Raw genomic sequence first — 24,332 nt, 5'->3', positions numbered from 1 at the left:
CTTGATAGATTATCGTAGGATTTTCTCGTTAATTGACATCGTTGAGCCATTTTTGCCTATCGGTTTCCAAATAACACTTCAAGTTGTAAGTGTTGTGAGAGCAATACAAAACATAGTTATTAACCATAAAAAGTATAGCGAAATTATGAAGAAAGTATTTAGGAAAATTCAGAAAGGAACAACAAAAATGATTGAACGTATCAAATCGTTGGGGGAAATGGAGACGAAGCAGAAATGTGTAGTTCAACGGTTCGAGATTATCATTCCCCTCCACCAAAAAATAACGACCCAATATATAGCCTCCGCAAGTTTTACTTGCGGATTTTTTAGTTATCGCAGATTGGACAAAGGTTTCTTTGCTACTTTCTTTGTCCGCCATCATGCTCACTGAAAGAAAGTAGGGCGGCTCTCGCCGCCCCGCCACTCAAAAGCGTGTGTAAAGTCCCGTCACCATCGTGAACATTTCCTCCAGCATATCAAAATAGATACCCTCGTGTACGGCAATGTCCTTTGTCTTGCACTCAAAGGTCTTTTTGCTGAACGTCCTGCGGTAGAAGCGCATATTGTAGAGGTCTGCCCCTTCGTCATAGATGATGTCAAGGCGGTTGGCACTTGTTTTGTTCCTTGCAAGGCTCATCCGTAAGCCGTTGCCCATATCTATGAAATCACGGCTACCTGTCATGGCGGTGAAGCGTTTTCCGCCTATCTGCTGTAATATCGTCTTGGCTATCATATCTTTTGTTTTTAGGGTTTTAAGTATTGGCGGTGCGGACACCGCCATCCCGTTCAAAATTCTCGCATTTCGGAAATGGGGGTCTGCCGTTGTAGCCACTCTTTCACACATTCCATATTGTACTCGCTCGTGATGACTGCCGTATGGCTGTCGGTGGCGGTGAAACGTGTGCTTTCGTAATCATCTATCCACCCCTTGAGGGTGTCCGTTCCCCACGCTCCGGTATCGTCAAAGATACCGTCCAATGCCGTGATAGGTTCGCTGAACTTGACTATCAGCGTTTGATAGGTCGTGTTCATAGTCTGTCCTCCTTTCCCTTCTTTGCGTTCAGCCACTTGTCCCGTGCGGCTCGGCACTCGTCCAACGTGGGTTTGACACAAGAGAACAATTCTCTGTCTATGGGGTGGCGGTAGTCGTACTGCACAAGTGTCCGCCTGCGTCTTCCGATACCCGATTGGAAACGCTCGTATTTCTCCGTACCTGCTTCCGCGCAGGTGCTTACTCCGTTGATGGTCATTCGTGTTGTCATAATGTTGCTTTTTAGATGGTTAAAAATGTACTGACAGAACTCTGTTCTTCATCACCATTTCGGGGTTGCTTGTGTAGCGTTGGTGCAGGTAGAAATGGTGTGAGCCGAAGCCGTAAAGGAAAAACTTGTCAAGTTCGTGCTTCTCGGCAAACTCCTTTACGCTCTTTCTCAATTCCCCCTCACTCGTTGTGAGAGTGAGGAGGTTCACAAATTCAAGGAACATCGTGGGGATTGCATCATCCCACACACAAATCATACTTTCAATTCTTACTTCCATATCAATGTTGTTTTAGGGGTTATGCTATGCCGCTTTCATCCGCTCACGGATAAGGTTGGCGTTCTTGTTCACAAGGTCTATGATGCGCTCGTGATATTCGGTGTCCTGGTTGTGCTTGCCGTGGCACTGCACCACTTCGAGGGTTCGCAAGTCCACCTCTACGGTTTCAATAATCTCATCGCCAATCCTTGCCGATAGTATGAGGGTGTCGGCTTTCTTGTAGTATCCACTGCCAAACACGCAGATGCCCTGCGTCTTGCCCTCGTTGTAATACTCGTCTATGCTTTCAAGCACCTTGACGATTATTTCCTCGTCCGTGATTACCAAGCCGAAGAATTTGGATTTGTTGGCGATGAAATCCTCCGCATCTTTCTTTCGTTGGAGTTGTCGCTGTTGCTCACGCTCACGCCTTTCAATCTCCCAACGGCGTTGCTCTGCGGCTCTTTCCTTCTCGTGTATGGCTTCAATTTTTCGGGTTGCGTTGTCGTGTGCCGCCATGAAATCTTCGGGACAGATGTTCTTCGGGTTACGGAGGTCTTGACCGAGTTTTTTGAGCATACGCAGATAGTCGCACCACATTGAGAGGTTGTCTATCTGATACTTGTGACGCTTGGCAATCAGATATGATGCCCAACATTCATCGGCAGTACGGGTATTGAAAAGAAAGTGTTTCATGACCTCAATCTCACCGCCTTTCATAAGGGTTTCAATTCTTGGGTCTGAAAGCAAGGCTTTGAAAAGACGCACGGGGGAGATGCCGTGGAAATCGCCCTTGAAGCCGTTACGTCTGAGTTGGGGCAATATCCTCATCTTTGGATATGCACAGCTTCTTGCCACCACATCATCGTATAGGCTGTTGTGCGGTCTTACCTCCATATCGCTGCCTAATGCCCACACATCGCAATAGCAGAAAAGGAAGCCACGGAGCAACGCCATGTCCGTAACCTTGCCGTCGGGTGAAATCCAACGCTGCACGACCTCGTGGCAGTAGAAACGCATCGGTTCGCCTTTCCTGCTCTCGCATCTGACCTGCGCCACGCGGATTACCTGATACCCTTTGCAGGTGGTTATCACGCTGAAATTCTGCGTTTCCTTGTAGATGCGTCTGCGTGTGTCCTGCACTTTGAGTTCGGCATGGCATTTGGGGCAGGTGCAGCCTTCAAGGGTGTCGCATAGTCCGCTGTCGCTGTGCCACTCGTGACCGCAGTCGGAACAGGTGATGTTCCCTTTCTTGGTGCGGTAGCCGATATGCTCAACGCAGTGGCGGTATGCCCAATCTATTTGTGTCGCTGATATGGGGCGAAGGTTGGCGGAAAGTCTTGCCACCTCTTTCTGTATCTTGGTCTTCGGTTTCATAAGCCTAAATCAAATAATGAGGGTTGGGGTTGGTTTTCTTTTCTCGCTGACGGTCTGTGGCGGTTCTGCAACTTGCGGAGTTCCTCCTCTTGGTATTTGCGGACAGCGTTCTGACGTGCCTCCGCCTTTTCCTCTGCCGTGAGTTTCACAACGTGGTTCACAACCACTTGGCAGTCCATCGGTTTGCCCACCTCTATCTCGTTTTCCTCATAGTAGTGGATGGCTTGCCCGAATATCTCTCCGTCCGTGAAACCGTTGCAACCGCTTTTCTGCACATAGTTCAGAATGTGGGTCACGCACTCGTCCATGTTCTTGGCAGGGTTGCGGTACTTCTTTGCAAATAGCGCATCTTCCTCCGCACGCTGTTCCAAGTACATATATATCGTTCTCTTGAAATGGTCTGTTCCTTTCATATCGCTGTCATTTTTAGATTATCTGTTTCAGTATCTCTCTCCAATAGGTCGGCTCTACCTCGCTGAGAAGGAAGTCCATGAAATCCCTCCGTGCGTCCTTGTTCAGTTCGTGGTACAATCTTCGGAAAGTTTCAAAATTGCCGTTGATGTACGTTTCCACCATATACACGAAGATGTTGTCCACCTCGTAATATCTGCACTGCTGCGCTGCCGTCTTGCTGTTTCTTTTTGCCATGTCGGTAAGGGTTAAAGGGTGAATAACCAAAGGATGAAGCCAAAGAAGGCAATGGTGGAAAGGATAGCCACGATTACACCTATCGCCACTCGGAACACTCCGTTTACAATCTCTCTGATGATGCCCCAAAGGATGCCGAACACCCCGAAGGCGGTGCGCATCATCAAGCCGCATATCGCCAACCCGATGTGTTGCGCCATTTGTCTGAAATTTGCCGTTGCCGTCATATCTTCGCTGTTTTTGATTTTTTTGTTTTTAATGCGGATTCAAGAGCTGAGGGAGTTGAGTTTCAAACTATCTTATCTGCCTCTCGTTTATCCGACATTTTTTTTATGCGTCTTTCTGTCGCATCGGTCGTTTTCGTTTCGGGTGCTTGAAAAGGTAGGGATTAGGGAATGCAAGGTTTTTCGGTCAAAATACTACCCGCAGGGCTGGAGATTTTTACCGAAAACAGGAGGCTTGACCTTGCTTTCCCGTCCAATCCCGGAATTACCTTTGCGCCCAGAACGAAAATGACTGACTGATGCGGCTTACTGAAAGGCGCAAAATGGAGGTAAACGAAAACAGAGGCAGATTGTGTAGAAAAAAACTTCAGGGGAAAATCCGTAAAAAAAAGAATCACCAAAAGGAAAAAGACATCACCGGAAGCGTGAAAAGGGCAAACCACAACAAAGGAAGTATGATTGTTTCCGATCCGACGGAACTTGTTCAGCCGGGTGGCAACAATCATTCTTCCCGGTTTGTCCGGCTGTGTGTGGGCGCCTGTTTCATTCATGGGGCAGGCTGACACACTCTGCATTCACTTTCCGCTTCCGGCAAAAGAGACAGCGAAAAAAGAAAAATCATTTGAAAACCCGTAAAAGCACCTCTTGGCATAGGCGCAAAAGAAAGGGGCATTGCTTCATCTGTCTAAACATCGTTTAGGCGTGAGGCAATGCCCTTTTCTCCAGCTATGCGGTAGTCGGCACACGTTTGTTCCAAACTCGTTTTGGGCAATGGTGTGCCGACGGACAATACCGCTTTTACGGAAAATTCTTATGAATGAGGGGATAAAAAACGGGAGTTTATATCAAAATCTCGAATTAAATAGCTACTTTTGCATACGAAGAGTTCTTTGAAGGTTACGCAACGCGCAGAAGGATAATGCAGTAGATAACTAACTAAATCGTAACCTATTACTATCAAGAGCAATTAACCTACGCTCATTTCCAATAAATTACACTCTTTTCGTAACTTCCATGTGCAAAGATACAATAACCTTGTTGTTCTACGGTTAATGGTAGAAACTTTTTTTGATACTTTTCGTCCGGCCGTATACTGAACGGAGTTTTTTCCCGTTTAATAAATGTGCCTTCGACGAAAGAGGCACAGTGTGTATAGAATCCCGATGAGATACAAGATATTATTCCTTTTTATCACGATAGGCGCGGTTTTTCAGTTGGCAGCACAGGGGCGTGTGAAGCTGACAGGACGCGTGTATGACAGTGACAATCAGCCCATAGAGTTGGCTACGGTGCGTGTGGCAGGAACGACGATGGGGACGATGACCGATTTGAAAGGGGAGTATCAGCTTTCCATTCCGGCGGGAGATTCCATCGTGGTGATTTATTCTTGTTTGGGGTATCGGGAGGAGCGCCGCCAGTTGCTCAATCTCACGAAAGATGTTTCCTTGTCGGTGCGTCTGAACAAGAACGCCAAGATGTTGAACGAGGTTGTCGTGGCGACTCATCGCCGGCAGACGAGTACGTTGCAGACGATCGACACGAAGGATTTGAAATTGATGCCCGATGCGACGGGAGGCAGTATCGAGGCTATGTTGACGACTTTTGCCGGTGTCAATTCGAGTAACGAGCTGAGTTCGCAATATTCCGTGCGAGGGGGTAATTTCGATGAAAATATCGTGTATATCAACGGTATAGAGGTCTATCGGCCATTGACTGTCCGTTCGGGGCAACAGGAGGGGTTGAGTATCATCAACCCCGATATGGTAGGGGCCGTAGGGTTTTCGTCGGGCGGATTTTCGGCCGAATATGGCGATAAGATGTCGTCGGTGCTCGATATTATTTACAAGCATCCCGAAGCGTTCGAAGGATCGGTGTCTGCCAGTTTTTTAGGGGCTACCGCTTCGGTAGGACAGAGTACCAAGAAATTCTCGCAACTGCACGGCGTGCGTTATAAAACCAATTCTACTTTGTTGAGTTCTCTCGATACCAAAGGAGAATACGAGCCTTCTTTTTTCGATTATCAAACTTATCTTACTTATAAATTCGCACCGAAGTGGGAGGCTTCTTTGCTGGGCAATATTTCCATTAACAATTATAAATTTACTCCCCACGAGCGGAATACGTCATTCGGTACGGCGACCGATGCCAAACAGTTTAAAGTCTATTTCGACGGTTATGAAAAAGATAAGTTCGAGACTTATTTCGGTGCTTTTTCGTTGAATTTTTTCCCCGATAAATATACTCAATGGGCTTTGATGACCTCGGCTTTCGTCACGAACGAACTGGTGACTTACGATATTGCCGGGCAGTATTGGTTGGACGATTTGGCTAATGGCGAGGACGGCGAGTCGACCGAGAATAAGGGAGCTCTCGGAGTGGGGACTTATCACGAGCATGCTCGTAACCGGTTGAGAGCATCGGTGGTGGCTACTTCATTGAAAGGAGCTACAAAATTGGGGCAGAATGAGTTGAAGTGGGGATTGACCCACCAATACGAAAAGATACACGATCGGGTGAGGGAATGGGAGATGCGAGATTCGGCTGGTTATTCTTTGCCGCATACGGGGCAATCGGTCGAGATGATTTATAACTTGTTTTCCCGACAAGATATGGAGAGCCATCGTTTGTCGGCCTATTTGCAAGATACCTACCGGTTACGGACTTTGTGGGGGCGCTTTATCTTTACCGGCGGATTGAGGGCTTCTTATTGGGGATTCAACAAGGAGACCCTTGTCAGTCCTCGTGCGTCGATTTCTTTTATTCCGGCTGCCAACGAACAGATAACGACTCGTCTTGCCGGCGGGCTTTATTATCAAGCTCCTTTTTATAAGGAGTTGCGCGACACGGTTTGTGATGCCGCTAACAATTATGTCGTGCAGCTCAATCGGAATATCAAGTCTCAACGTTCTATCCATGTGGTACTGGGTGGAGATTATTCGTTCCGGGCATTGGACAGACCTTTCAAATTTACGGCAGAGTTGTATTATAAGAAACTCGACCATCTTGTTCCTTATGAAGTAGATAATCTGCGGGTGTGGTACAGCGGGCAGAACGAGGCGAAAGGGTATGCCGCCGGATTGGATATGAAACTCTTCGGGCAGTTCGTGCCCGGTGTCGACTCGTGGCTTACGTTCTCTCTGATGAAGACACAGGAGGAAATCAATGGCGTGAAATTACCTCGACCTACCGACCAACGATATAGTGTGGGGCTTTATTTTCAAGATTATGTACCTCGGTTCCCGAAGTATAAATTCAGTCTACGGGCTATTTTTGCCGACGGTTTGCCGGTGGGTTCGCCTCGGAAAGGCCGACAGGCAGGTTATTTCCGCGCTCCGGCATATAAGCGTGTCGATATAGGAGCTTCCCGTATTTTGGTCGGAGGTGAAGATAAACTTTTGCAGAAAGGCGTTTTACGTCATTTGAAAAGCGTGTGGATAGGAATAGATGTCTTTAACCTGTTCGATATAAGTAATGTGAACTCGTACTATTGGGTGACGGATATTACCAATGCGCAATATGCCGTGCCCAATTACCTTACTCGCCGTCAGATAAATCTGAGGCTTTCCATAGATTTTTGAGAAATAATTTTTACGGAATTTATTTTAACCGGATATAGTAAATCAGGTCAGTGATACCGTAAAGAAGTGTTGCCGCTCCGAAAGTAATCACCATAACCCTCTCGGTCGCCGAGAATGGATTGACCAAAATTTCTATGCCGATGAGCAGAACGATAGCCGGTAACAGATAGGAGAGCCAACCCGCTTTGCTCCTCAGATTCTTTTTAAGTGTCAGCAGATAGAGTATTTGATAAACTCCTATCAATACCAGCGCTCCACCCAAAACATATACCGTAATGCCTATATACCAGCCGGGAAACAGCATAAGCGTACAACCGAACAGCAACATCACTAAGGATAAAACGGGGAAGGGTAACTTATTTCTATCTTCGCTCAATAGATAAATGAGGAGAGCGTATAGACTGGGTAATCCGATGAGAATACCGATGATTAAAAGAATCGTAGGCAGAGCGGCATTCGGATATAAAATGAGTAACAAGCCTACGGCGATAGAGGCTATAATACGTATTAATGGGTTTTGAAAAGCATTCATGGAATATATCTTTTTTAGTTAATGTTCGCTTTATATTATAAACAACAAATATAGTGAAAGGTTAGTGCAAAGTCAATAGGAAATTTTATTTCAGACTTGACTATGCCGAACCGCAGCCTATATTCTACAAATATAGCGAAAGGTGGGTTCGGAGACAAACGGAAATCGTATTTCCGATTTGGTTCTACCAAAAGACTCCTATCTTCTACAAAGGTACTAAGAAGCTGTTTTAAATTTATTGAGAAATAATATTATCATTTCAGGCAGGTATGTTCCGGCCATATTGATCCCCGTCTCGCATCTTGAATCCCTTGATTTTTGTCAATAGCCCGCTATTGACTGCCTATCTCGGACTCCAATCTGCTTCAACATAGGTCTCAATCTGTCTCGGAATAAATTTAAAACAGCTTCTAAGTTGTTTGAGAAATACGAGTTTTTTGTTGTCCATTTTATCATTTAGTTTATAACGTAAAGTCGGAAGCGTGTTATAGGTTTGTAAAAGTTTGGGAAAAATTCGTACCTTTGTCACCCGCTATGGCAATCGGGCCGTTAAGTTTCGATGAATCGGGATTGTTCGAATGTCTTGTATTCATTCCATGTACGGGTTTTGCCTATGCTTTTTCGAAAACAGAAAATTCTATGTCTGCACCGAAAAGACTCTTAGCTATTATAAATCCTATATCGGGAACAAAAGATAAGGAAGAAATCCCTGCTCTGATAAGGGAAGTAATAGACCCTTCGAAATATCGGGTGGAATGTGTTTTTACACAGTATGCGGGGCATGGAGCCGAATTGACTCGCCGGGCCGTGGACGAAAGTGTGGACATCGTGCTGTCCGTAGGCGGAGACGGAACTTGCAACGAAATAGCCCGGGAGCTTATCGATACTTCCACGGCATTGGCTATCGTTCCGGTAGGTTCGGGCAATGGGCTTGCCCGCCATTTGGGTATATCGATGGACGTGCGAAAAGCTCTCGAAATTATCAACGACGGGCAGATCGTGGATTTGGATTATTGTACGGCAAACGATCGCCCTTTTTTCTGCACTTGCGGGGTCGGCTTCGATGCATTGGTGAGCTTGAAATTCGCGCAAGGAAAACGCCGAGGAAAATTGTCGTATGTGGCTAAGGCTCTTACGGAGTATCTCAAATATAAATCGGAAACTTATCAAATCGAAATGCCTGACGGGACGGTGACCGAAAAGGCTTTCTTGATTGCCTGCGGCAATGCCTCGCAATATGGCAATAATGCTTATATAGCCCCTCATGCCAGCATGCAGGACGGGAAAATCGATGTCACGGTGCTTATGCCCTTTACCCCGTTCGATACGGCTGCATTGGCTCTTTTGCTATTTACCAAACATATCGATCAAGATTCCAATATCAAGAGCTTCACGACCGAATCGCTCACGATTAAGAGGGAAAAGCCCGGTGCGATACACCTCGACGGAGAGCCCATAGAGATGGGAACCCGCATAGATGTGCGTTGTTTCAAGGGTGGATTGCATGCGCTCATTCCCTCGGGTGAACCGAAACGCTCTATTATCGAACCTTTCGCTTCGGTATTTTGGGAATTTATCGAAACCGTTCGTCAGGAGTTGAATATTTGATTTTTTGTACTTATCGATTATCAGCTAGTTCGATAACTTCCAAATCCTTAAATTCTCCCTTATCGATGGCGAAGCGTACCAATGTACGTTTTTTGTGGAATCCGTACATTCCTGCGGCTCCCGGATTGATGTGCAGGCAGTGTAGGGTTTTGTCATAAAGAACTTTCAAGATATGCGAGTGACCCGATATGAATAATTGGGGTGGGTGTATGTATATTTCCGGGGTCACTTCGCGTGCATATCGGCCCGGATAGCCCCCTATGTGTGTTATCCATATATCGGTATTTTCGATGCTGAACCGTTGGTGCTGAGGATAGCGAATCCGTAACTCTTGACCGTCGATGTTCCCGTATACCGCCCGAAATGGTTTCAAGGCTTCGAACCGGTCGGCGACTTGGACTGAGCCTATATCTCCGGCATGCCAGATTTCGTCACATTCGGCAAAATATTTTTCGTAACGGTCGTCCCACCATGCATGGGTGTCGGACAACAAACCAATTTTTACCATATCGTTTTTATGATTTTTCTATGTGGTAAAAATACGGCAATAATTTGTAAAGTAGAAAAAAAACTTCTACATTTGTCCCCGTAATAAGAAATGAAAAACTGCGGTAGTAGCTCAGTTGGTAGAGCATCAGCTTCCCAAGCTGAGGGTCGCGAGTTCGAGTCTCGTTTGCCGCTCGATGAAAACGGTCTCTTGAATATTCAAGAGACCGTTTTCGTTTCTGTTATTTCTTCATTCTCACTTCGTAGAGATCGTTGCGGCGATCTTTGAGGTTGCGCACGCTACCGTAGGTGTGCAATTCGTTCAAAAGATCCAAATCGACGTCCGAGATAAGAATCATTTCGGTGTTCGGAGTAGCCTCGGCTCTGCGTCCGTCTGTCGGGAATGCGAAATCACAGGGGGTAAAAACTCCCGACTGGGCATATTGAATATCCATGTTGTGTACTTTGGGCAGGTTGCCTACGCTACCGGCTATGACTACGAAGCATTCGTTCTCGATGGCACGGGCATGTGCGCAGACTCTTACACGGGAATAGGCGTTTTGGGTATCGGTGAGGAACGGAACGAACAATATTTGCATACCTTCGCTGGCCATGATTCGGGAGAGTTCGGGGAACTCGACATCGTAACAAATCAAGACTCCGATTTTGGCGCAGTCGGTCTCGAAAGTCCGAATGGCTTTGCCGCCGCTCAATCCCCAGCATTTCATTTCGTCGGGGGTGACATGTAGTTTTTCATACATTTCGTAAGTACCGTCTCGACGGCATAAGAAACCTACGTTGTAGAGCAGTCCGTCTTCTTTAATCAGCGGCATACTTCCTGTAATGATGTTGATGTTGTACCGAATTGCAAGATTGATGAAACGTTCTCGTATTTCGTCGGTATATCGGGCTAATCCTCTGATAGCCTGAGATTCGCTTGCATCGTTGAACCGAGCCATGAGCGGGGCGTTGAAATACTCTGGAAAGAGGACGAAGTCGCTTTGATAGCCGCTTACGGAATCGACGAAAAATTCCACTTGCTCGAAAAGATCGTCGAGCGTTTTGTAACTACGCATTTGCCATTGTACAAGGCCTACCCGCACGGTGGTCTTAGGGGATATATATTCTTCGGTAGGCTCTTGATAGTAGATGTTGTCCCATTGGAGCAGACAGGCGAAGTGTTTCGACTCCTCGTCGTTGGGCAAATAGTTTCGCATTACTTTACGGACGTGGAAATCGTTGGAGAGTTGGAACAATAGCACCGGGTCGAATATCTCGCGTTGACGCACCTTGTCGATGTATTCTTTGGGGCGCATTCGGTCGGCGTATTTGTGGTAGTTCGGCAAACGTCCGCCGAACATGATCGCTTTCAGATTGAGCTTTTCACACAACTCTTTGCGATATTCGTACATACGTCGGGCGAGACGTAGACCCCGATAATCGGGGTGTATGAACACTTCGATACCATACAGGATATTTCCCTTCCGCGTGTGAGTGTCGAATGTTTCGTTACCAGTGACTTGTGCATAGGTGTGGTCGTTCTTTACATCGTTATAGTTTACGATGATAGAGAGGGCGCAGCCCACGATTTTATCATCGACGACCGTGACGATTTGTCCTTCGGGGAATATGCGAATGAGTTTGTCGATTTGTTCGGGAGTCCAAAATACGTCGCTACCGTCGGCATAGACACGGGTGAAAGAGCTAGCCAGTTGGTCGTAATCTTCTTTTTGAAGATTGCGTATTTCGACTTTATTGATTTCTTTTTGTTTCATGAATCCTTTGTTTGGTTTAGGTATGCAAAATTACTTTTTTTACCCGCTTGTTGTCTGTTTTGTTTCGATTTTCTTTATGCAAGGTATTTTATAAGTTCGCTTATAAAATATGTACTTCCCTTTTGGGTAATTCCTTTGCCTTCTTTTAATGAATCTTTCTGTCGATTGGTTTCATCTCTTTTATGTCGTCGATATTCCATTTTGCGATGATACGGGAACAACGGAAAGATAGAACTTTCTTTAATCTCATTTTCATGCAGATAATGTGTGCCGTTTCTTCATTTAGACTATTTTTGAAAAAAATTCAAGGTTTCTGCAACCAAACGAGCGGTTGGTTACGTCTAATGATTGAATTTCCGGAAAGAGAACGATTATGAATAACTTATAAAATTAAAATAGAAGAGAATATGAAAAAGATGTTTATGATGATGCTTTTGTCTATCGTATCGTGGACAGGAGCCGTAACAGCAGCCGAGGCAACAGCTCCTCTGAAATCGAATGGCCCTGTGGCACAACAAGAAGCGGTCGTAGCAGCCGATACACTTAACGGTATGACTCCGAGCGAGGCTTTCCAAATACGTATGAAGGAACTCGCAGTTGAACGGGATAGAATGCTCTTTCAAGAAGAGCCGGATGCCGAGGATATAATAGATTCTTTGGTTCCTCTTTTTGCTATTGTTTCACCTTTTCTTATCGCTTTTTTAATTGTCTTTTTCTATATTTATTATCGTAATAAAAAAGTACAATCCCGCTATCGGGTGATGGAAAAAGCGATAGAGTCGGGTCGAGAATTACCCGAAGGCTTTTTCGACGAACCGGAGTCGAAGCGACCCAGTAAATTTTCCACTCTGAATCAAGGTCTTGTTTGTACGGCTGTCGGAATCGGGTCTTTTATATGGTGTATAGGTGGGGCTTATGAATTGGACGAAGGTTTCGGGGCTCTTTTGGTTGGTTTGGCGGCTATATTCACTTTGATAGGTATAGGGAAACTGATTCTTTATCGGGTAGAATCGCGAAAAGAAGTTCGTGATACCGATGAGCAAACTACCGAAATCGAGTAGGCCGGAGCGATGAATAAGAACGAGGATATAGCGTGGGTGACTCGTTGTGCTTTGTTCGACGATCGGCGGGCTTTTGCCTGCCTTGTCGATAAGTATCAGGTGCGATTGAAACGCTTTTTCCTGAATCTTACCGGTGGAGATCCAGTGCTTAGCGATGATTTGGCGCAGGAGACTTTTATCAAAGTTTATTATAATTTGCGTAGTTATAAAGGCTTGTCTTCTTTTTCGACATGGATTTATCGAGTAGCTTACAATGTGTTTTACGATGAGTTACGAAAGAGCCGGGAATGGGAAGATGCTTCTGTGGACGAGGCGGCCAATCTGTTGGAGCAACCTCCTGAGCGTGTGGACCGGAATATCGATATATCGCGAGCTTTGTCTATTTTACGCCCCGAGGAGCGAACGGCGATAACCTTATTCTTCGTCGAGGACCTTGCCGTGGCAAAGATAGCAGAGATTATGAGTATATCGGAAGGTACGGTAAAGTCGCATTTATTTCGTGCAAAACAAAAATTGGGTGAATATTTAAAGAAAAACGGATATGAATGAATGGAATGACAATCAATGGCGGGAGTTTTTCGGCGATCATTCGTTGGAACTTCGGACAGATAAGTGGTTCACTCGTAGGGTGTTGAATAGACTGCCTCGCAAGCGATGGAGCATAGAAGCCAAAATTTCATTTGTCGTTTCGGTACTTGTTATTGCAATTTGTACGGTTCTATGCCTGATATTTGCCAAAGAAATGATTTCCAATCCTTGTTGGACTTGTGTACACACTTGGTTGGCTTACATGGGGTTGTCTGTGGCTTGCGGGTTGTGCGTCGGACAGTTGGGTTCCTTTCTGCGCAGGATTTATGATGCTTCCTAAAACTGAAATAAATTTAAAACAGCTTCTAAGTAACGGGCGAGAGTCATGGGTCGAACGAGACTTATGTCTCTCGCCCTATTTGTTGGATAGCGGGGTGTGGCGGGAGATAAATTCGGCGAAAGAATCTTTGTAAGTATCCGAAATAGGAATGTATTCTTTGCCAAATACGATTCGGTTGCGATCGATCATTTTGATTTTACAACCCTGTACGATGAACGACCGGTGCACCCGAATAAACCGGCTATCGGGTAACATTTCTTCGAGAGATTTCAAGCTAAGCAGGGAAAGAATGGGGTGCGGTTCGTCTTCGAGGTAAATTTTTACATAATCTTTCAGTCCTTCGATATAGAGTACTTTATCGAGGGGAATCTGTTTAAGTTTATAATCGCTTTTCACAAAGATATATGATTTGTCTGGGGAATGCATTTCACCCGTCCCGGACGATAATTCGAACCATTGCAACGCTTTTTGTGCCGCTTTCAGGAAATCGGTGTAGGCAAAAGGTTTCAACAAATAATCGACGGCGTTGACTTTATAACTGTCTACGGCATATTGTCCGAATGCTGTGGTGAAAATGACACGGCTTTTCCCTTCTATCATGCGAGAAAATTCCATACCGTCCAGCTCGGGCATTTGTATATCGAGAAATATCAAATCTATATCTCCTTTCGAGATTCTTTCGATCGCTTGAACGGCCGAGGTAAACGAAGCCTCCAATTGTAGAAAAGGCGTTTTCTTGACATAGCTTTCCAGTAGCTCGATTGCAAGGGGTTCATCGTCGATAATACAACATTTCAATATCATAGTCGCAGTGTTTATTTAATTCAGGTCGATAGTCAACATGGAGCGGTAGATGTGCGAATCGCTCTCGGCATGCAGATTATATTTTCCCGGGTATAGAAGTTCGAGTTGTCGGGATAGATTTTTTAGTCCGATACCCGAACCGCTCTTGTCGGTTTCATTTTTCGGGAAGCTGCTGTTTTCTATATCGCATTCGATAACTCCCGGTGAAGGTTCGGACATATTGATTTTTACGAAAGATCGGGTAGATGCGCTGGTCCCGTGTTTGAAAGCATTCTCGATGAGTGTGATGAAAAGCAACGGTGCTATTTTATACCCTCGACACAAGCCGGTAGGAATATTTACATCTACTTGGACGTGGCGGGCGAGCCTCAATCGCATGAGCTCGATGTAGTTATGGTTGAATTCCAGTTCTTTTTCCATAGGAACATAGGGCTGTGTATTTTCGTAGAGGACGTAACGCAACAACTTGCTCAGTTCAAGAACTGCGCTTTGGGCCCGTTCGGGACTGATAGCGATAAGCGAGTAGATATTGTTGAGCGTATTGAATAGAAAATGAGGATTGAGTTGATTTTTCAAATTTTTCAATTCTGCTTCGGTACGTTCCTGTTCCAACTGCTTACGTTCTTTTTCGGTTGTGATCCATTTTTGAGTGACTTTTATAGCGGCACTCAGCCCAACGACCAGAACCAGTGTAATGGAATCTTGCCATTGCATGAACCCTGGGCGAGGAGGGGGAATGGGAGTGGGTCTTTGATGCAGAATGCTTTCGGGAATGACCATGCGGTGTACCAAATAGATAGCTATATTGGCCATGACTACCAGTAATAAATTGTAGAGAATGAATCGTATGGTTTTTTTACGAAACAGGACTTTATCGATGAGCCATAAGTAGTTGATGTAAAAAATACAGGCTATGCAAATCGGTTGGATATAAAATTTTATCAGGCTGAAATTGTGCATTCGGTTGATGTTCCCGAATCGTTCGATAAACAAGAGTGGAAAAATAAACAAGATACTCCATGCCGCCAGATGTATAAAGACGGTATTCCATTTTTTACTTAGATGTAGCTTATCGGATGCCATTGTACAAATATATTCATTCGAAAGGTAAAAGTGAAATTATTCGTAGCGAATCGCTTCGATGGGATCGAGATTAGCGGCTTTACGAGCCGGATACCAACCGAAGAATATCCCGGTTATCGTACAAACGAAGAAAGAAAGTATGACCGAATAGGCTTGTACGTAGACAGGCCATTTGAACAGGACGTTGACGATTACCGATGCACCTACTCCGAAGACGACCCCGATAATGCCGCCGGTAACGCTGATGAGAACGGCTTCGATAAGAAATTGGGCGAGGATATCGATACCCCTGGCTCCGATGGACATGCGCAACCCTATTTCCCGAGTGCGTTCCGTTACGGAGACATACATGATATTCATGATTCCGATACCTCCGACTAATAACGATATACCTGCAATGCAGGCGAGCAAGATTGTCATCATGTCGGTTGTCGAGCTTAACATGGAACTTAGTTCTTCTTGTGAACGTATTTCGAAATCATCATCTTCTCCTTCTTTTATTTTATGGTTTTTCCGTAGAATCTCGCTGATTTCTTCGGTTGCCTGAGGGGTAAGTTCTTCCGACAATGCCGAACAGTAGATACCTTGCAAGTAGGTAATGGCGAGAATGCGTTTCTGTACCGTAGTATACGGTGCGAGTACCATATCGTCTTGGTCCATACCCATGCTGTTGTATCCTTTGGGCGTGAGAGTACCTATGACTTTAAGTGGAATTTTATTGAACCGGATTACTTTTCCGATCGGGCTTTCTCCATTGGGGAAGAGATTGTCGGTAATGGTTTTCCCGATTAAACAGACTTTGGCAGAAGTGATGACGTCTTGTGGAGTGAACATGCTTCCCTCTTCCAAAGAAATTTTACGAATATCCAGATAATCTTCGGTAATACCGTATATCGTACTGGGATAGTTGTTCGCTCCATATATGAATTGTCCGCTGCTGTTTACCGAGGGGGAACAAGCCGACACGTATTCAGCTTGTTCGGAGATGGATTTATAATCGTTTAATTTGAGTGTTTGCATAGACGATGCGTCTTGCCTTACACCTCCTCTTTCCATGTTGCCGGGGTGTATCATGATCATGTTTGAACCCATTTCTGAGATTTGTTCTCGTATGCTTCGTTTCGAACCTTGCCCGATGGCCAGCATCGTGATGACGGATGCTACGCCGATGATGATACCCAACATGGTGAGGAAGCAACGTAGCTTATTGTTATTGAGCGCTTTTAGAGCTATTTTAGTCAGATTGGTCAGATTCATAATATTATTCCTTAGTCGGTTTCCACCGGTAGTTTTTGCAGCATTTCCAAAGCCGATGCTTGTTTTTCGTTCCGTATATCGGAGATTACTTTCCCGTCCCGTAATACGATGTTTCGGCTACTGTATGCCGATAATTCAGGATTGTGGGTCACAAAGATAATGGTACGTCCCCGGGCATGCAGTTCCTGAAAGAGAACCAAAATTTCGAATGAAGTCCGGGTGTCGAGATTTCCTGTGGCTTCGTCGGCAAGAATGATTACAGGGTCGTTAACCAATGCGCGAGCTATCGCTACCCGCTGTTGTTGCCCTCCCGACATTTGGTTGGATTTATGATTTTTGCGCTCGGACAGTCCAACGGCATCAAGAGCTTTCGATGCCAGTTCGTGCCTTTCTTTGGCCGAGATGGAGGAGTTGTACATGAGGGGTAATTCCACGTTTTCGAGGGCTGTCGTTTTGGGTAACAAGTTGTAGGATTGAAATACGAACCCGATTTTCCGATTTCGCAAAATCGACCGTTCGTTCTTACCCATACTCCGAACCGAAATACCATCGAGGTAATACTCTCCCGATGTGGGAGTGTCGAGGCAACCGAGTATATTGAGCAGAGTGGATTTTCCCGAGCCGCTGGTTCCCATAATGGTTACGAACTCACCGGAATTTATGGTGAAATTGACGCCTCGCAGAGCATGTACGGTTTCACTCCCTACGATAAAATTGCGTCTTATGTTTTCTAATCGAATGATTTCGTTCGTTGTCATGTCGGTTTCCTGATTATTTCTTTTTTCCCGGCGGTTTGGGCATGAACGGGCTTTCTTCTTTCTCTTCCGATGATTGTCGATTGGTAGCGTTTATATTACTTTTGCGGTCTATGGCTACGGTTTCACCGGCTTCCAACCCGGAGCAAATTTCGACGTTTACGCTATTGTCCATGCCTACGACGACCTTACGAGGTTTCCATTCTTGCCCGTCTTGTACCCAGACGATTTTCAAGCTGTCGTTTCCGGATATTTCTTGTTGAGGCAAATCTTCCGGTTCGTGGCGTTTTTTGCCCGATGGCGGATCGGGAACGAATCGAAGGGCTTTGAGCGGTATATTCACGACATTGCGGCGTTCGGCGGTGTAAATGGTGATGTTGGCGGTTAATCCCGGTTTTAATTTCAAATCGGGATTATGGGCAGAGATAACCACTTCGTAAGTGACTACATTGCTTTCTTCCGTGGCCTCTAAGCGCACTTGTGTGACTGTTCCCTCAAACGTGTCGTTGGGGTAAGCGTCGACGGTGAATATGACTCTTTGCCCCTCTTGCACCCCGCCAATATCGGCTTCATCGACATCGGCTATAACCTGCATTTGGGTCAGGTCGGCAGCAATGGTAAAGAGGGTCGGCGTTTCGAATCCGGCAGCTACGGTTTGTCCTTCTTCGACCGCCCGACTGATGACTACGCCGTCAATAGGCGAAGTAATAGTGGCATAAGCTAAATTTCGTTTAGCCTTAGCCAGATTTGCCTCGCTGCTTTCGAAGGTGCTTTTAGCTTTTGCGTAGTTGTATTTCGACTCTTCGTATTCGGTGTCGCTGATGAGTTGTTTCTCGTGCAGGGCCTTGTTTCTGAAAAAGTTTTTTTCTTGATATTCATATTCGGCTTTTGCTCCGTCGTACGTGGCCTGCTGGGAGGTGAGTTCGCTTTGCAAAGTGACTTTATCCATTTCGGCGATGAGTTGTCCTTTGGTTACGATGGAGTTGTAGTCGGCATACAGTTTGTCGATGATACCCGATACTTGTGTCCCGACTTCGACTTGTGTGACTGGCTCGATTGTCCCGGTTGCCGTGACGGCTTCCGAGACATCTCCCCGTACAGCCTGAGCCGTTTCGATAACATAGTTCGCGCTCTTCGACTTCCCGCCGAAACAGAACCAGAGTATGGCGATGGCGACAATGGTCGATACGGTAGCGATGATGATTTTTTTTGATTTCATATTTCGATGACAGTTTATATTCGAGTTAGTCGAGGGTAAGAGGTTTGTTTTCGTAATAGTCGAGTAGTTTCAAATTGAGCAAAGCCATGAAACGGGATTGCAGTTCTTCTTGTTGAGCCGACAGCCAGTTGTTTTTCGCCGTGAGCATCTCGACCGTATTTTTCATACCGAGGTAGAATTGTTCTTCGGTGAGTTCGTAGGAGGTCTTTGTGGCGTTGAGCTGTTCTTTTGCCGCAAGGTATTTCGATTGGGCGGACGAAGCGTCGAGCCATGCGTTTTCTATTTGGTTCAGCAAATCCTTTTCTTGATTTTTAAGATCCAATTGGCTGATTTTTTGTTGAATTTTTGCCCGTTCGACAGCCGATTTGTTAGAGCGACGGCTATATATAGGGACGGATAGTGTCAGCCCGACCGATTCGTTGAATCCTTGTTTCATTTGAGTCCCGAAACTCCCGTTGTTCCCTGTATTGTGTCCGCTGCCTATACCGGCATTCAAGGATAGATTGGGGTAGTAGCCGGCTTTGGCATTCGCTATATTCAGTTCGGCTACTTCGAGTTCTAATTTACCGCTCTGTATGGAGGGGACGAATCCTAACGCCGTAGTATAGACCGTGCTTTTATCGGGTAGGGGAACGAGAACTTTGCTTTCGTCGATTTCGGGAGTTGCCAGATTCATCTCTTGATTGATGTCGAGCTCGAGTAATTGTTTTAGTTCGAGTTTTAATTGGTCTCGATTGGCTTCAGCGGTGACTAATTGGTATTTGTCGTTACTGTATTGGGCTTCGAGCTGGGCCAAATCGCTTTTGGAAATAGAGCCGGCAGCCAGTAATTCGCGAGATCGTTCTACTTGGCGAAGGGAAACTTCTACGGTCTGTTTGCAAATGTTCACGGCTTCCTCGGCATAGAGTATTTGGAGGTAGTCGGTGAGGATTTCTATTTGCAAATTATCGAGTGTCTCTTTGAATGCGTATTGTTGTTGCTTCTCTTGTATTCGGTTGGCTTTAATCGTGTTTCGCCGTTTCCCATCGAAAATTGTCCATGATGCGTCGATTCCGTAGGTTCCCGTATAGACGTTTTTGCCCGACCGGCTGCCGTCGGCCATCGGATAGTTGTTGTAATTATGGGAGGTCGAGAAGTCGAACGAAGGAAAAAGTTGAGCTTTTGCCTCTTTGGTGTTAACCTCGCTTTCTTCTACGGACAGCTGGTTTTGTTGCAGGGTGATGCTGTGGTCACGGGCGTATTCGAAACAGTCTTGTAATGTCCAAGTAGAGGGTGTTTTTTCTTGTGCCCATAAAGCGGTACTGCATAGAAGCAGGGGGACTCCGGTGGATATTATTAATTTTTTCATCTTCGATACGTTAAATTTCGATTCAAATTTAACATTTAGCCGGCGGTGAAAAAAAAGTAATAGAAAGAGTCCCTTTTTTTGGGGATAAAGTATCTTCTTTTATCGATAAACGGGTAAAAGTATTCTATGTTTTTATTTTTGTAAAAAGGAAGAGGAAAATTCCGACTGGAATTTTCCTCTCTAAATATTTGTTATTTATAACTTTAATAGAAAAGCAAAATGAGCAGTTGAGCCGAAAGCACCCGCAGGAACATGGCGAGGGGGTAAACTGTCGAGTAGGCTACCGATGGGGCATCGTTCCCCGATACCTTGTTGCCATAGGCGAGGGCGGGGGGATCGGTACATGCTCCTGAAAGTAATCCCATGATAGAGCAATAGTTGATCTTGTAGTGTGCCCGGGCAATAATTCCGATGATGAGGAGTGGAATCACGGTGATGAGAAAACCCCACCATACCCAAATGAGTCCGCCGGACATAATCGTGTTGACGAATTCGCCTCCTGCCGATATACCTACACTGGCTAAGAAAAGACAGATACCTATTTCCCGTAGCATGAGACTGGCTCCGGTCGAAGTGTAAGTGACGAGGTGAATTTTATGACCGAAACGGCCCAAGAGAATTGCGACGACCAACGGCCCCCCGGCTAATCCCAACTTCATGGGAACACTCATTCCCGGAATGGCGAGAGGAATGCTTCCCAATATGATACCGAGGAATATGCCTACGAATAGCGTTACCATGTTGGGCTCATGGAGGCGTTTCGTAGAGTTACCGAGTTTCTCGGCCAGACGATTGATGTCTTCGATTCGTCCTACAACGGTAAGACGGTCTCCTATCTGTAATTCCAGATTAGGATTGGCCAGTAGATCGAGACCGGCTCGGTTTACACGGGTCGCATTCAACCGGTATCCCATTCTGAGACGTAGGCTTCCGATCTTGCGTCCGTTGAATTCGGGGCGGGTAACCAGTATTCGACGAGAAACCACAGGGGCAGGAATAGCTTCCCAGTTCATTTCGACGGGGCGACCTATAAATGCTTCCAATGCGCTTTCGTCATGTAAAGAGAGGACAACGAGGAGCAAGTCTCCTTCTTGGAGTGTCGTATCTGAGTTGGGTATGATTACTTCGTCGTTATGTTTAATACGCGATACTACAAAATTACGATCGATGAGTTTGGTCAAATCGTCGAGAGTCCTGCCAAAGATAAGTTTGTTTTCTACTTTATAAGTAACGACATGCGGGACGAGCTGGCTCGATTGGTTTTCTTCTTCGATTTGTCGACTTTCTTTTTCCATTTTAACTTTGAAAATCGCCCGGATAACCAGCATGGAGGCGATGATTCCGATTACTCCCAACGGATAGGCGGCCGCATATCCGAGAGCGATTTCTGGAACCTCGGAAATGGACCCGTCGAATTTGAGCTGTGAAAGCGTTTGTTGCGCCGCTCCTAATCCCGGTGTGTTCGTAACAGCCCCCGAAAGAATACCTACCATCATGGGCATACTTATTTCTCCCTGATGTATAAAGTAGAGGGTGAGAGCGACCGCTATGTTGAGTATGACGATACCGACGGCCAGCATATTTAGGGTTAGTCCTCCTTTTTTAAAGGAGGAGAAAAAACTCGGTCCTACTTGCAGTCCAATGGAATAAATGAATAGAATCAGCCCGAACTCCTGTACGAAATGGAGTATATTTTTTTCGGCGGAAAAACCGAAGTGCCCGGCAATCAAGCCGACGAAAAGTACAAATGTGACTCCTAATGAAATGCCGAAGAATTTCATCTTTCCTAAGGCTACACCCAATGCGATGACAAATGCATACAAGATAACGGTGTGGGCTACCGAGGCGTCATTGAATAATAGATTTTGAATCCAATCCATTGCAGATAAATAGTATTTTTTTAATTTTTTTGCAAAGGTAGCAATAATCTGTATAAACAATCCTTTAAAGGAAGATTTTGTTTGTGCATTTTGAGAGCCGGTTCGATTTATTGGCGTATGAAACGAAAAAAGCCTCAGACATCACGTCTGTGGCTTTCCATCAAGTCAATACACTTTTTATGCTAAGAGCCTTCCTCGACCATGCTCCCGCACAGTTTCCGGAATATTTCAGTTAGATTTGTCTTCATGTAATAGAATGCGCCGTAATAACAAGTCTGTTATAATCTTCGGCGTATACTATTATAGTTTTAGGATAGTAGATTATTCAATTCTTTTAAAGAGGCTATGTGGTAGTTCGAAACTCTTTTAGCTTGGGGAACTGTTCGTTGGCAGAGCCATGCTGTTTTGCAGCCGATGTCTTTTGCCGGCAATAAGTCGCTGTTTAGAGAATTGCTGACGCATAGAGTTTCTTCCGGCTCAATATGTAATGCATTGACCGATAACCGGAATATTTCTTTATCGGGTTTGCTCAGGTTCACCATGCTGGATTCAATGACATCGGTGAAGTAGGAGGCCAATCCGAAATCTACCAAAACAGCCGGTAGGTTTCCGTATGATTGAGCGACGATTCCCAAACGGTACTGCTTTACCAAGTTTTCGAGTGTTTTTTCGTTTTGTCTTACATACATGATCGCCATGTTATAACAAATCGTGGCCAGTTGTTGGGCATACTTTTGAGTACATCGATTGTCGGATAATAATCCTTTTGAAATAAGGGATTTGATTTGAAGCGATAGTTTGGTATGTAAGGTAAAATAAAAATTAAACCAGGGTTCGATTAGTCCTTTTTCGGATATTTCCTTTTCTGCAAATTCATGGGCGGCCAGATAGTCACTCTTGGTTATAGGTATTCCGATTTCCCTGTATTCCTTCCAAATAAGGTCGAACCAATCACTCCCCTCGGTATCGATTGTACCTGAGAAATTGAATAGAATACCTTTTATGTCGTGTCTCTTTTCCATCGTTTTATTTTTTCTTGAAGATGGGGGCAAAGTTATTTCGGGAGGTGATTCTTCACAAGGTCGTAATGGGCATATAATTGTCCTAAATTTCGGATTTGTGAATTTTGATTGTTTCTGCGTTTGCTTTACACTACCTTTGTATTTTGTAAAATAAAAGAAGATGAAAGAGTTGGTTATTTTTGATTTGGACGGGACTTTGTTAAACACGATTGCCGATTTGGTTATTAGTACGAACTATGCTTTGCGTCGTTGCGGTTTTCCAGAACATAGGGAGGAGGAATATTTTCATTTTGTAGGGAACGGAATAACTAAATTGTTCGAGCGAGCTTTGCCGGAAGAGAGTCGTTCGTCGGATAATGTATCTCGTGTGAGGAGCTATTTTTTGGAATATTACTCGGTACATAATACCGATTATACTCGCCCTTACGATAAAGTGGAGGAATTATTGTCTGTTTTAAATTCTCATGGTGTGAAAATAGCTGTGGCGTCGAATAAATATCAGGCAGGAACCCAAAAGTTAATACAGTATTTTTTCCCCGGAATCGATTTCGTATCTGTATTGGGACAGCGTGACGGTATTCCGGTAAAGCCAGCTCCTGATATTGTATATGAAATTCTAAATAAGTCGGGGGTTGAGGCGGAAAAAGCCCTGTATGTGGGAGATTCAGATGTGGATATGTTTACCGCGAAGGCTGCCGGGGTCGAATCGGTCGGTGTAACATGGGGATTTCGGAGCCGTGAAGAATTGATTGAAGCCGGAGCTTGTCATTTAGTGGATAGTCCCATCGAGATACTCCGGCTCAGTCTATAATTAGTGGGGATTGTCTTTTAACTCTTATATTCGCAGGTAGGGAGGAAAAAAATTTCGCAGAGACATCTTAGCCCGTCTTCCTCCTTTGCCTTGTCCCGTAGCCTTACGAGGTGTTTTGTTAGCCATATAGGGGCGGTGTCCGCCGGACCGAAGGGTTAACTCTTATAGCTAAAAAGTTTATGAAATCTTTCCACCCCCTCTCCTCTATATTGTTACACGACTCCCCGTAAGTCTACGGGACACGGCAAAGGAGGAACGCAACCCATCTCATTTGCTAAAATTCATGTTTACCTCCACCGATTTTCTACTGAACCGATATTTCGATTTTGTGAGATTGGGGATTCTTTTGTGAAACGATAAAAAAGTAACAACCCCGCTTCACAGCGGAATTGTTACATAACCAAAATATATAGAATAGTTAATCGAAAAAAATAGTCTGTAATATTTACATGGGGCGATTAATTAATTGTGATACAAA

Annotated in this window: 27 protein-coding genes and 1 tRNA gene; 8 read left to right on the top strand and 20 right to left on the bottom strand. The window is 45.1% G+C overall.

Annotated elements, in window-relative coordinates; genetic code table 11:
- Position 1 precedes the first annotated feature (1 nt).
- The gene (locus NBH06_RS13655) at positions 2-391 is read left to right on the top strand and encodes a hypothetical protein (protein ID WP_004291527.1); all 390 of its coding nucleotides are present in this window, start codon (positions 2-4) and stop codon (positions 389-391) included.
- Between the two features lie 33 nt (positions 392-424).
- On the opposite strand, the gene NBH06_RS12235 is transcribed toward NBH06_RS13655, so the two are convergent.
- From NBH06_RS12235 to NBH06_RS12195, 9 genes are all read right to left on the bottom strand, one after another.
- Positions 425-733, bottom strand: coding sequence for a hypothetical protein (locus NBH06_RS12235; RefSeq protein ID WP_004304290.1), 309 nt, complete (start codon positions 731-733; stop codon positions 425-427).
- Positions 734-786: 53 nt separating this feature from the next.
- Positions 787-1,032: a DUF6956 domain-containing protein gene (locus NBH06_RS12230; protein WP_004291529.1), complete on the bottom strand. Its 246-nt coding sequence runs from the start codon at positions 1,030-1,032 to the stop codon at positions 787-789.
- Complete coding sequence (locus NBH06_RS12225; protein ID WP_004304291.1) at positions 1,029-1,262, bottom strand: DUF3873 domain-containing protein; 234 nt, start codon at positions 1,260-1,262, stop codon at positions 1,029-1,031. The genes NBH06_RS12230 and NBH06_RS12225 overlap by 4 nt, the downstream gene beginning before the upstream one ends.
- Before the next feature lie 19 nt (positions 1,263-1,281).
- Complete coding sequence (locus NBH06_RS12220) at positions 1,282-1,539, bottom strand: DUF8466 domain-containing protein (protein ID WP_004291531.1); 258 nt, start codon at positions 1,537-1,539, stop codon at positions 1,282-1,284.
- Positions 1,540-1,563: 24 nt separating this feature from the next.
- Complete coding sequence (locus NBH06_RS12215; RefSeq protein WP_004291532.1) at positions 1,564-2,895, bottom strand: PcfJ domain-containing protein; 1,332 nt, start codon at positions 2,893-2,895, stop codon at positions 1,564-1,566.
- A complete protein-coding gene (locus NBH06_RS12210; RefSeq protein WP_004291533.1) occupies positions 2,892-3,308 on the bottom strand; it encodes a PcfK-like family protein in 417 nt (138 codons plus the stop codon). Before NBH06_RS12210 ends, NBH06_RS12215 begins: the two co-directional genes overlap by 4 nt.
- Positions 3,309-3,321: 13 nt before the next feature.
- Positions 3,322-3,543 carry a hypothetical protein gene (locus NBH06_RS12205; RefSeq protein ID WP_004291534.1) on the bottom strand — a complete coding sequence of 74 codons (222 nt, stop codon included), beginning with the start codon at positions 3,541-3,543 and terminating at the stop codon, positions 3,322-3,324.
- Positions 3,544-3,554: 11 nt separating this feature from the next.
- The gene (locus NBH06_RS12200; protein ID WP_004291535.1) at positions 3,555-3,770 is read right to left on the bottom strand and encodes a hypothetical protein; all 216 of its coding nucleotides are present in this window, start codon (positions 3,768-3,770) and stop codon (positions 3,555-3,557) included.
- Positions 3,771-3,931: 161 nt separating this feature from the next.
- The gene (locus NBH06_RS12195; RefSeq protein ID WP_009126113.1) at positions 3,932-4,318 is read right to left on the bottom strand and encodes a hypothetical protein; all 387 of its coding nucleotides are present in this window, start codon (positions 4,316-4,318) and stop codon (positions 3,932-3,934) included.
- A 612-nt stretch (positions 4,319-4,930) separates the two neighbouring features.
- Between NBH06_RS12195 and NBH06_RS12190 the strand changes: the two genes are divergently transcribed.
- Positions 4,931-7,345, top strand: coding sequence for a TonB-dependent receptor (locus NBH06_RS12190; protein ID WP_250794577.1), 2,415 nt, complete (start codon positions 4,931-4,933; stop codon positions 7,343-7,345).
- A gap of 19 nt (positions 7,346-7,364) precedes the next feature.
- Here the strand turns inward: NBH06_RS12190 and NBH06_RS12185 are convergent, their stop codons facing one another.
- On the bottom strand, positions 7,365-7,877 hold the full coding sequence (locus NBH06_RS12185; protein ID WP_008862299.1) for a DUF308 domain-containing protein: 513 nt from the start codon (positions 7,875-7,877) through the stop codon (positions 7,365-7,367).
- 639 nt (positions 7,878-8,516) lie between these two features.
- Here NBH06_RS12185 and NBH06_RS12180 point away from each other — a divergent pair.
- The gene (locus NBH06_RS12180) at positions 8,517-9,485 is read left to right on the top strand and encodes a diacylglycerol/lipid kinase family protein (RefSeq protein ID WP_046412823.1); all 969 of its coding nucleotides are present in this window, start codon (positions 8,517-8,519) and stop codon (positions 9,483-9,485) included.
- A gap of 10 nt (positions 9,486-9,495) precedes the next feature.
- On the opposite strand, the gene NBH06_RS12175 is transcribed toward NBH06_RS12180, so the two are convergent.
- Positions 9,496-9,993: a metallophosphoesterase family protein gene (locus tag NBH06_RS12175; protein ID WP_008862296.1), complete on the bottom strand. Its 498-nt coding sequence runs from the start codon at positions 9,991-9,993 to the stop codon at positions 9,496-9,498.
- A 100-nt stretch (positions 9,994-10,093) separates the two neighbouring features.
- On the opposite strand from NBH06_RS12175, the gene NBH06_RS12170 reads away from it, so the two are divergent.
- A tRNA-Gly gene (locus tag NBH06_RS12170) sits at positions 10,094-10,166 on the top strand.
- Between the two features lie 47 nt (positions 10,167-10,213).
- On the opposite strand, the gene NBH06_RS12165 is transcribed toward NBH06_RS12170, so the two are convergent.
- Complete coding sequence (locus NBH06_RS12165) at positions 10,214-11,746, bottom strand: carbon-nitrogen hydrolase family protein (RefSeq protein WP_008862295.1); 1,533 nt, start codon at positions 11,744-11,746, stop codon at positions 10,214-10,216.
- A gap of 407 nt (positions 11,747-12,153) precedes the next feature.
- On the opposite strand from NBH06_RS12165, the gene NBH06_RS12160 reads away from it, so the two are divergent.
- Genes NBH06_RS12160 through NBH06_RS12150 form a run of 3 tightly spaced genes read left to right on the top strand, consistent with a single transcriptional unit; the run spans position 12,154 to position 13,675 of the window.
- Positions 12,154-12,807, top strand: coding sequence for a DUF6249 domain-containing protein (locus tag NBH06_RS12160; RefSeq protein WP_250794568.1), 654 nt, complete (start codon positions 12,154-12,156; stop codon positions 12,805-12,807).
- Between the two features lie 9 nt (positions 12,808-12,816).
- A complete protein-coding gene (locus NBH06_RS12155) occupies positions 12,817-13,356 on the top strand; it encodes an RNA polymerase sigma factor (RefSeq protein WP_195634797.1) in 540 nt (179 codons plus the stop codon).
- On the top strand, positions 13,349-13,675 hold the full coding sequence (locus tag NBH06_RS12150) for a hypothetical protein (RefSeq protein WP_195634798.1): 327 nt from the start codon (positions 13,349-13,351) through the stop codon (positions 13,673-13,675). Before NBH06_RS12155 ends, NBH06_RS12150 begins: the two co-directional genes overlap by 8 nt.
- A 75-nt stretch (positions 13,676-13,750) precedes the next feature.
- Here NBH06_RS12150 and NBH06_RS12145 read toward each other — a convergent pair whose 3' ends face one another.
- The 8 genes from NBH06_RS12145 to NBH06_RS12110 form a co-directional block, all read right to left on the bottom strand.
- Positions 13,751-14,479 carry a LytR/AlgR family response regulator transcription factor gene (locus tag NBH06_RS12145; protein ID WP_008862291.1) on the bottom strand — a complete coding sequence of 243 codons (729 nt, stop codon included), beginning with the start codon at positions 14,477-14,479 and terminating at the stop codon, positions 13,751-13,753.
- 15 nt (positions 14,480-14,494) lie between these two features.
- Positions 14,495-15,562, bottom strand: coding sequence for a sensor histidine kinase (locus NBH06_RS12140; RefSeq protein WP_021891992.1), 1,068 nt, complete (start codon positions 15,560-15,562; stop codon positions 14,495-14,497).
- A gap of 36 nt (positions 15,563-15,598) precedes the next feature.
- Complete coding sequence (locus NBH06_RS12135) at positions 15,599-16,819, bottom strand: ABC transporter permease (protein ID WP_008862289.1); 1,221 nt, start codon at positions 16,817-16,819, stop codon at positions 15,599-15,601.
- An 11-nt stretch (positions 16,820-16,830) separates the two neighbouring features.
- A complete protein-coding gene (locus tag NBH06_RS12130; RefSeq protein WP_021891990.1) occupies positions 16,831-17,577 on the bottom strand; it encodes an ABC transporter ATP-binding protein in 747 nt (248 codons plus the stop codon).
- 13 nt (positions 17,578-17,590) lie between these two features.
- Entirely contained in the window at positions 17,591-18,793 is a 1,203-nt protein-coding gene (locus NBH06_RS12125; protein WP_021891989.1) for an efflux RND transporter periplasmic adaptor subunit, read from the bottom strand.
- Between the two features lie 25 nt (positions 18,794-18,818).
- Positions 18,819-20,141, bottom strand: coding sequence for a TolC family protein (locus NBH06_RS12120; protein WP_021891988.1), 1,323 nt, complete (start codon positions 20,139-20,141; stop codon positions 18,819-18,821).
- Between the two features lie 203 nt (positions 20,142-20,344).
- Positions 20,345-22,021 carry a putative transporter gene (locus NBH06_RS12115; protein WP_008862280.1) on the bottom strand — a complete coding sequence of 559 codons (1,677 nt, stop codon included), beginning with the start codon at positions 22,019-22,021 and terminating at the stop codon, positions 20,345-20,347.
- A 308-nt stretch (positions 22,022-22,329) separates the two neighbouring features.
- Positions 22,330-23,043: an HAD family hydrolase gene (locus NBH06_RS12110; RefSeq protein ID WP_250794566.1), complete on the bottom strand. Its 714-nt coding sequence runs from the start codon at positions 23,041-23,043 to the stop codon at positions 22,330-22,332.
- A 160-nt stretch (positions 23,044-23,203) separates the two neighbouring features.
- On the opposite strand from NBH06_RS12110, the gene NBH06_RS12105 reads away from it, so the two are divergent.
- Positions 23,204-23,854: an HAD family hydrolase gene (locus NBH06_RS12105; RefSeq protein ID WP_250794564.1), complete on the top strand. Its 651-nt coding sequence runs from the start codon at positions 23,204-23,206 to the stop codon at positions 23,852-23,854.
- The last annotated feature ends 478 nt before the right edge of the window (positions 23,855-24,332 follow it).

The organism is Barnesiella sp. B2-R-119 (assembly GCF_023656675.1).
Lineage (GTDB): Bacteria > Bacteroidota > Bacteroidia > Bacteroidales > Barnesiellaceae > Barnesiella > Barnesiella intestinihominis.
Note: the sequence above shows the minus strand (reverse complement) of the source record. Positions and strands in the feature narration are given on the sequence as shown.

What these genes read in the sequence shown, in the direction of transcription:
- NBH06_RS12160 (WP_250794568.1), top strand. Translation starts at nt 12,154, where the DNA reads ATGAAAAAGATGTTTATGATGATGCTTTTGTCTATCGTATCGTGGACA.
- NBH06_RS12140 (WP_021891992.1), bottom strand. Translation starts at nt 15,562, where the DNA reads ATGGCATCCGATAAGCTACATCTAAGTAAAAAATGGAATACCGTCTTT.
- NBH06_RS12105 (WP_250794564.1), top strand. Translation starts at nt 23,204, where the DNA reads ATGAAAGAGTTGGTTATTTTTGATTTGGACGGGACTTTGTTAAACACG.
- NBH06_RS12125 (WP_021891989.1), bottom strand. Translation starts at nt 18,793, where the DNA reads ATGAAATCAAAAAAAATCATCATCGCTACCGTATCGACCATTGTCGCC.
- NBH06_RS12225 (WP_004304291.1), bottom strand. Translation starts at nt 1,262, where the DNA reads ATGACAACACGAATGACCATCAACGGAGTAAGCACCTGCGCGGAAGCA.
- NBH06_RS12210 (WP_004291533.1), bottom strand. Translation starts at nt 3,308, where the DNA reads ATGAAAGGAACAGACCATTTCAAGAGAACGATATATATGTACTTGGAA.
- NBH06_RS12120 (WP_021891988.1), bottom strand. Translation starts at nt 20,141, where the DNA reads ATGAAAAAATTAATAATATCCACCGGAGTCCCCCTGCTTCTATGCAGT.
- NBH06_RS12150 (WP_195634798.1), top strand. Translation starts at nt 13,349, where the DNA reads ATGAATGAATGGAATGACAATCAATGGCGGGAGTTTTTCGGCGATCAT.
- NBH06_RS12180 (WP_046412823.1), top strand. Translation starts at nt 8,517, where the DNA reads ATGTCTGCACCGAAAAGACTCTTAGCTATTATAAATCCTATATCGGGA.
- NBH06_RS12175 (WP_008862296.1), bottom strand. Translation starts at nt 9,993, where the DNA reads ATGGTAAAAATTGGTTTGTTGTCCGACACCCATGCATGGTGGGACGAC.
- NBH06_RS12230 (WP_004291529.1), bottom strand. Translation starts at nt 1,032, where the DNA reads ATGAACACGACCTATCAAACGCTGATAGTCAAGTTCAGCGAACCTATC.
- NBH06_RS12185 (WP_008862299.1), bottom strand. Translation starts at nt 7,877, where the DNA reads ATGAATGCTTTTCAAAACCCATTAATACGTATTATAGCCTCTATCGCC.
- NBH06_RS12135 (WP_008862289.1), bottom strand. Translation starts at nt 16,819, where the DNA reads ATGAATCTGACCAATCTGACTAAAATAGCTCTAAAAGCGCTCAATAAC.
- NBH06_RS12205 (WP_004291534.1), bottom strand. Translation starts at nt 3,543, where the DNA reads ATGGCAAAAAGAAACAGCAAGACGGCAGCGCAGCAGTGCAGATATTAC.
- NBH06_RS12195 (WP_009126113.1), bottom strand. Translation starts at nt 4,318, where the DNA reads ATGAATGAAACAGGCGCCCACACACAGCCGGACAAACCGGGAAGAATG.
- NBH06_RS12145 (WP_008862291.1), bottom strand. Translation starts at nt 14,479, where the DNA reads ATGATATTGAAATGTTGTATTATCGACGATGAACCCCTTGCAATCGAG.
- NBH06_RS12200 (WP_004291535.1), bottom strand. Translation starts at nt 3,770, where the DNA reads ATGACGGCAACGGCAAATTTCAGACAAATGGCGCAACACATCGGGTTG.
- NBH06_RS12215 (WP_004291532.1), bottom strand. Translation starts at nt 2,895, where the DNA reads ATGAAACCGAAGACCAAGATACAGAAAGAGGTGGCAAGACTTTCCGCC.
- NBH06_RS12130 (WP_021891990.1), bottom strand. Translation starts at nt 17,577, where the DNA reads ATGACAACGAACGAAATCATTCGATTAGAAAACATAAGACGCAATTTT.
- NBH06_RS12220 (WP_004291531.1), bottom strand. Translation starts at nt 1,539, where the DNA reads ATGGAAGTAAGAATTGAAAGTATGATTTGTGTGTGGGATGATGCAATC.
- NBH06_RS12165 (WP_008862295.1), bottom strand. Translation starts at nt 11,746, where the DNA reads ATGAAACAAAAAGAAATCAATAAAGTCGAAATACGCAATCTTCAAAAA.
- NBH06_RS12190 (WP_250794577.1), top strand. Translation starts at nt 4,931, where the DNA reads ATGAGATACAAGATATTATTCCTTTTTATCACGATAGGCGCGGTTTTT.
- NBH06_RS12115 (WP_008862280.1), bottom strand. Translation starts at nt 22,021, where the DNA reads ATGGATTGGATTCAAAATCTATTATTCAATGACGCCTCGGTAGCCCAC.
- NBH06_RS12155 (WP_195634797.1), top strand. Translation starts at nt 12,817, where the DNA reads ATGAATAAGAACGAGGATATAGCGTGGGTGACTCGTTGTGCTTTGTTC.
- NBH06_RS12110 (WP_250794566.1), bottom strand. Translation starts at nt 23,043, where the DNA reads ATGGAAAAGAGACACGACATAAAAGGTATTCTATTCAATTTCTCAGGT.
- NBH06_RS12235 (WP_004304290.1), bottom strand. Translation starts at nt 733, where the DNA reads ATGATAGCCAAGACGATATTACAGCAGATAGGCGGAAAACGCTTCACC.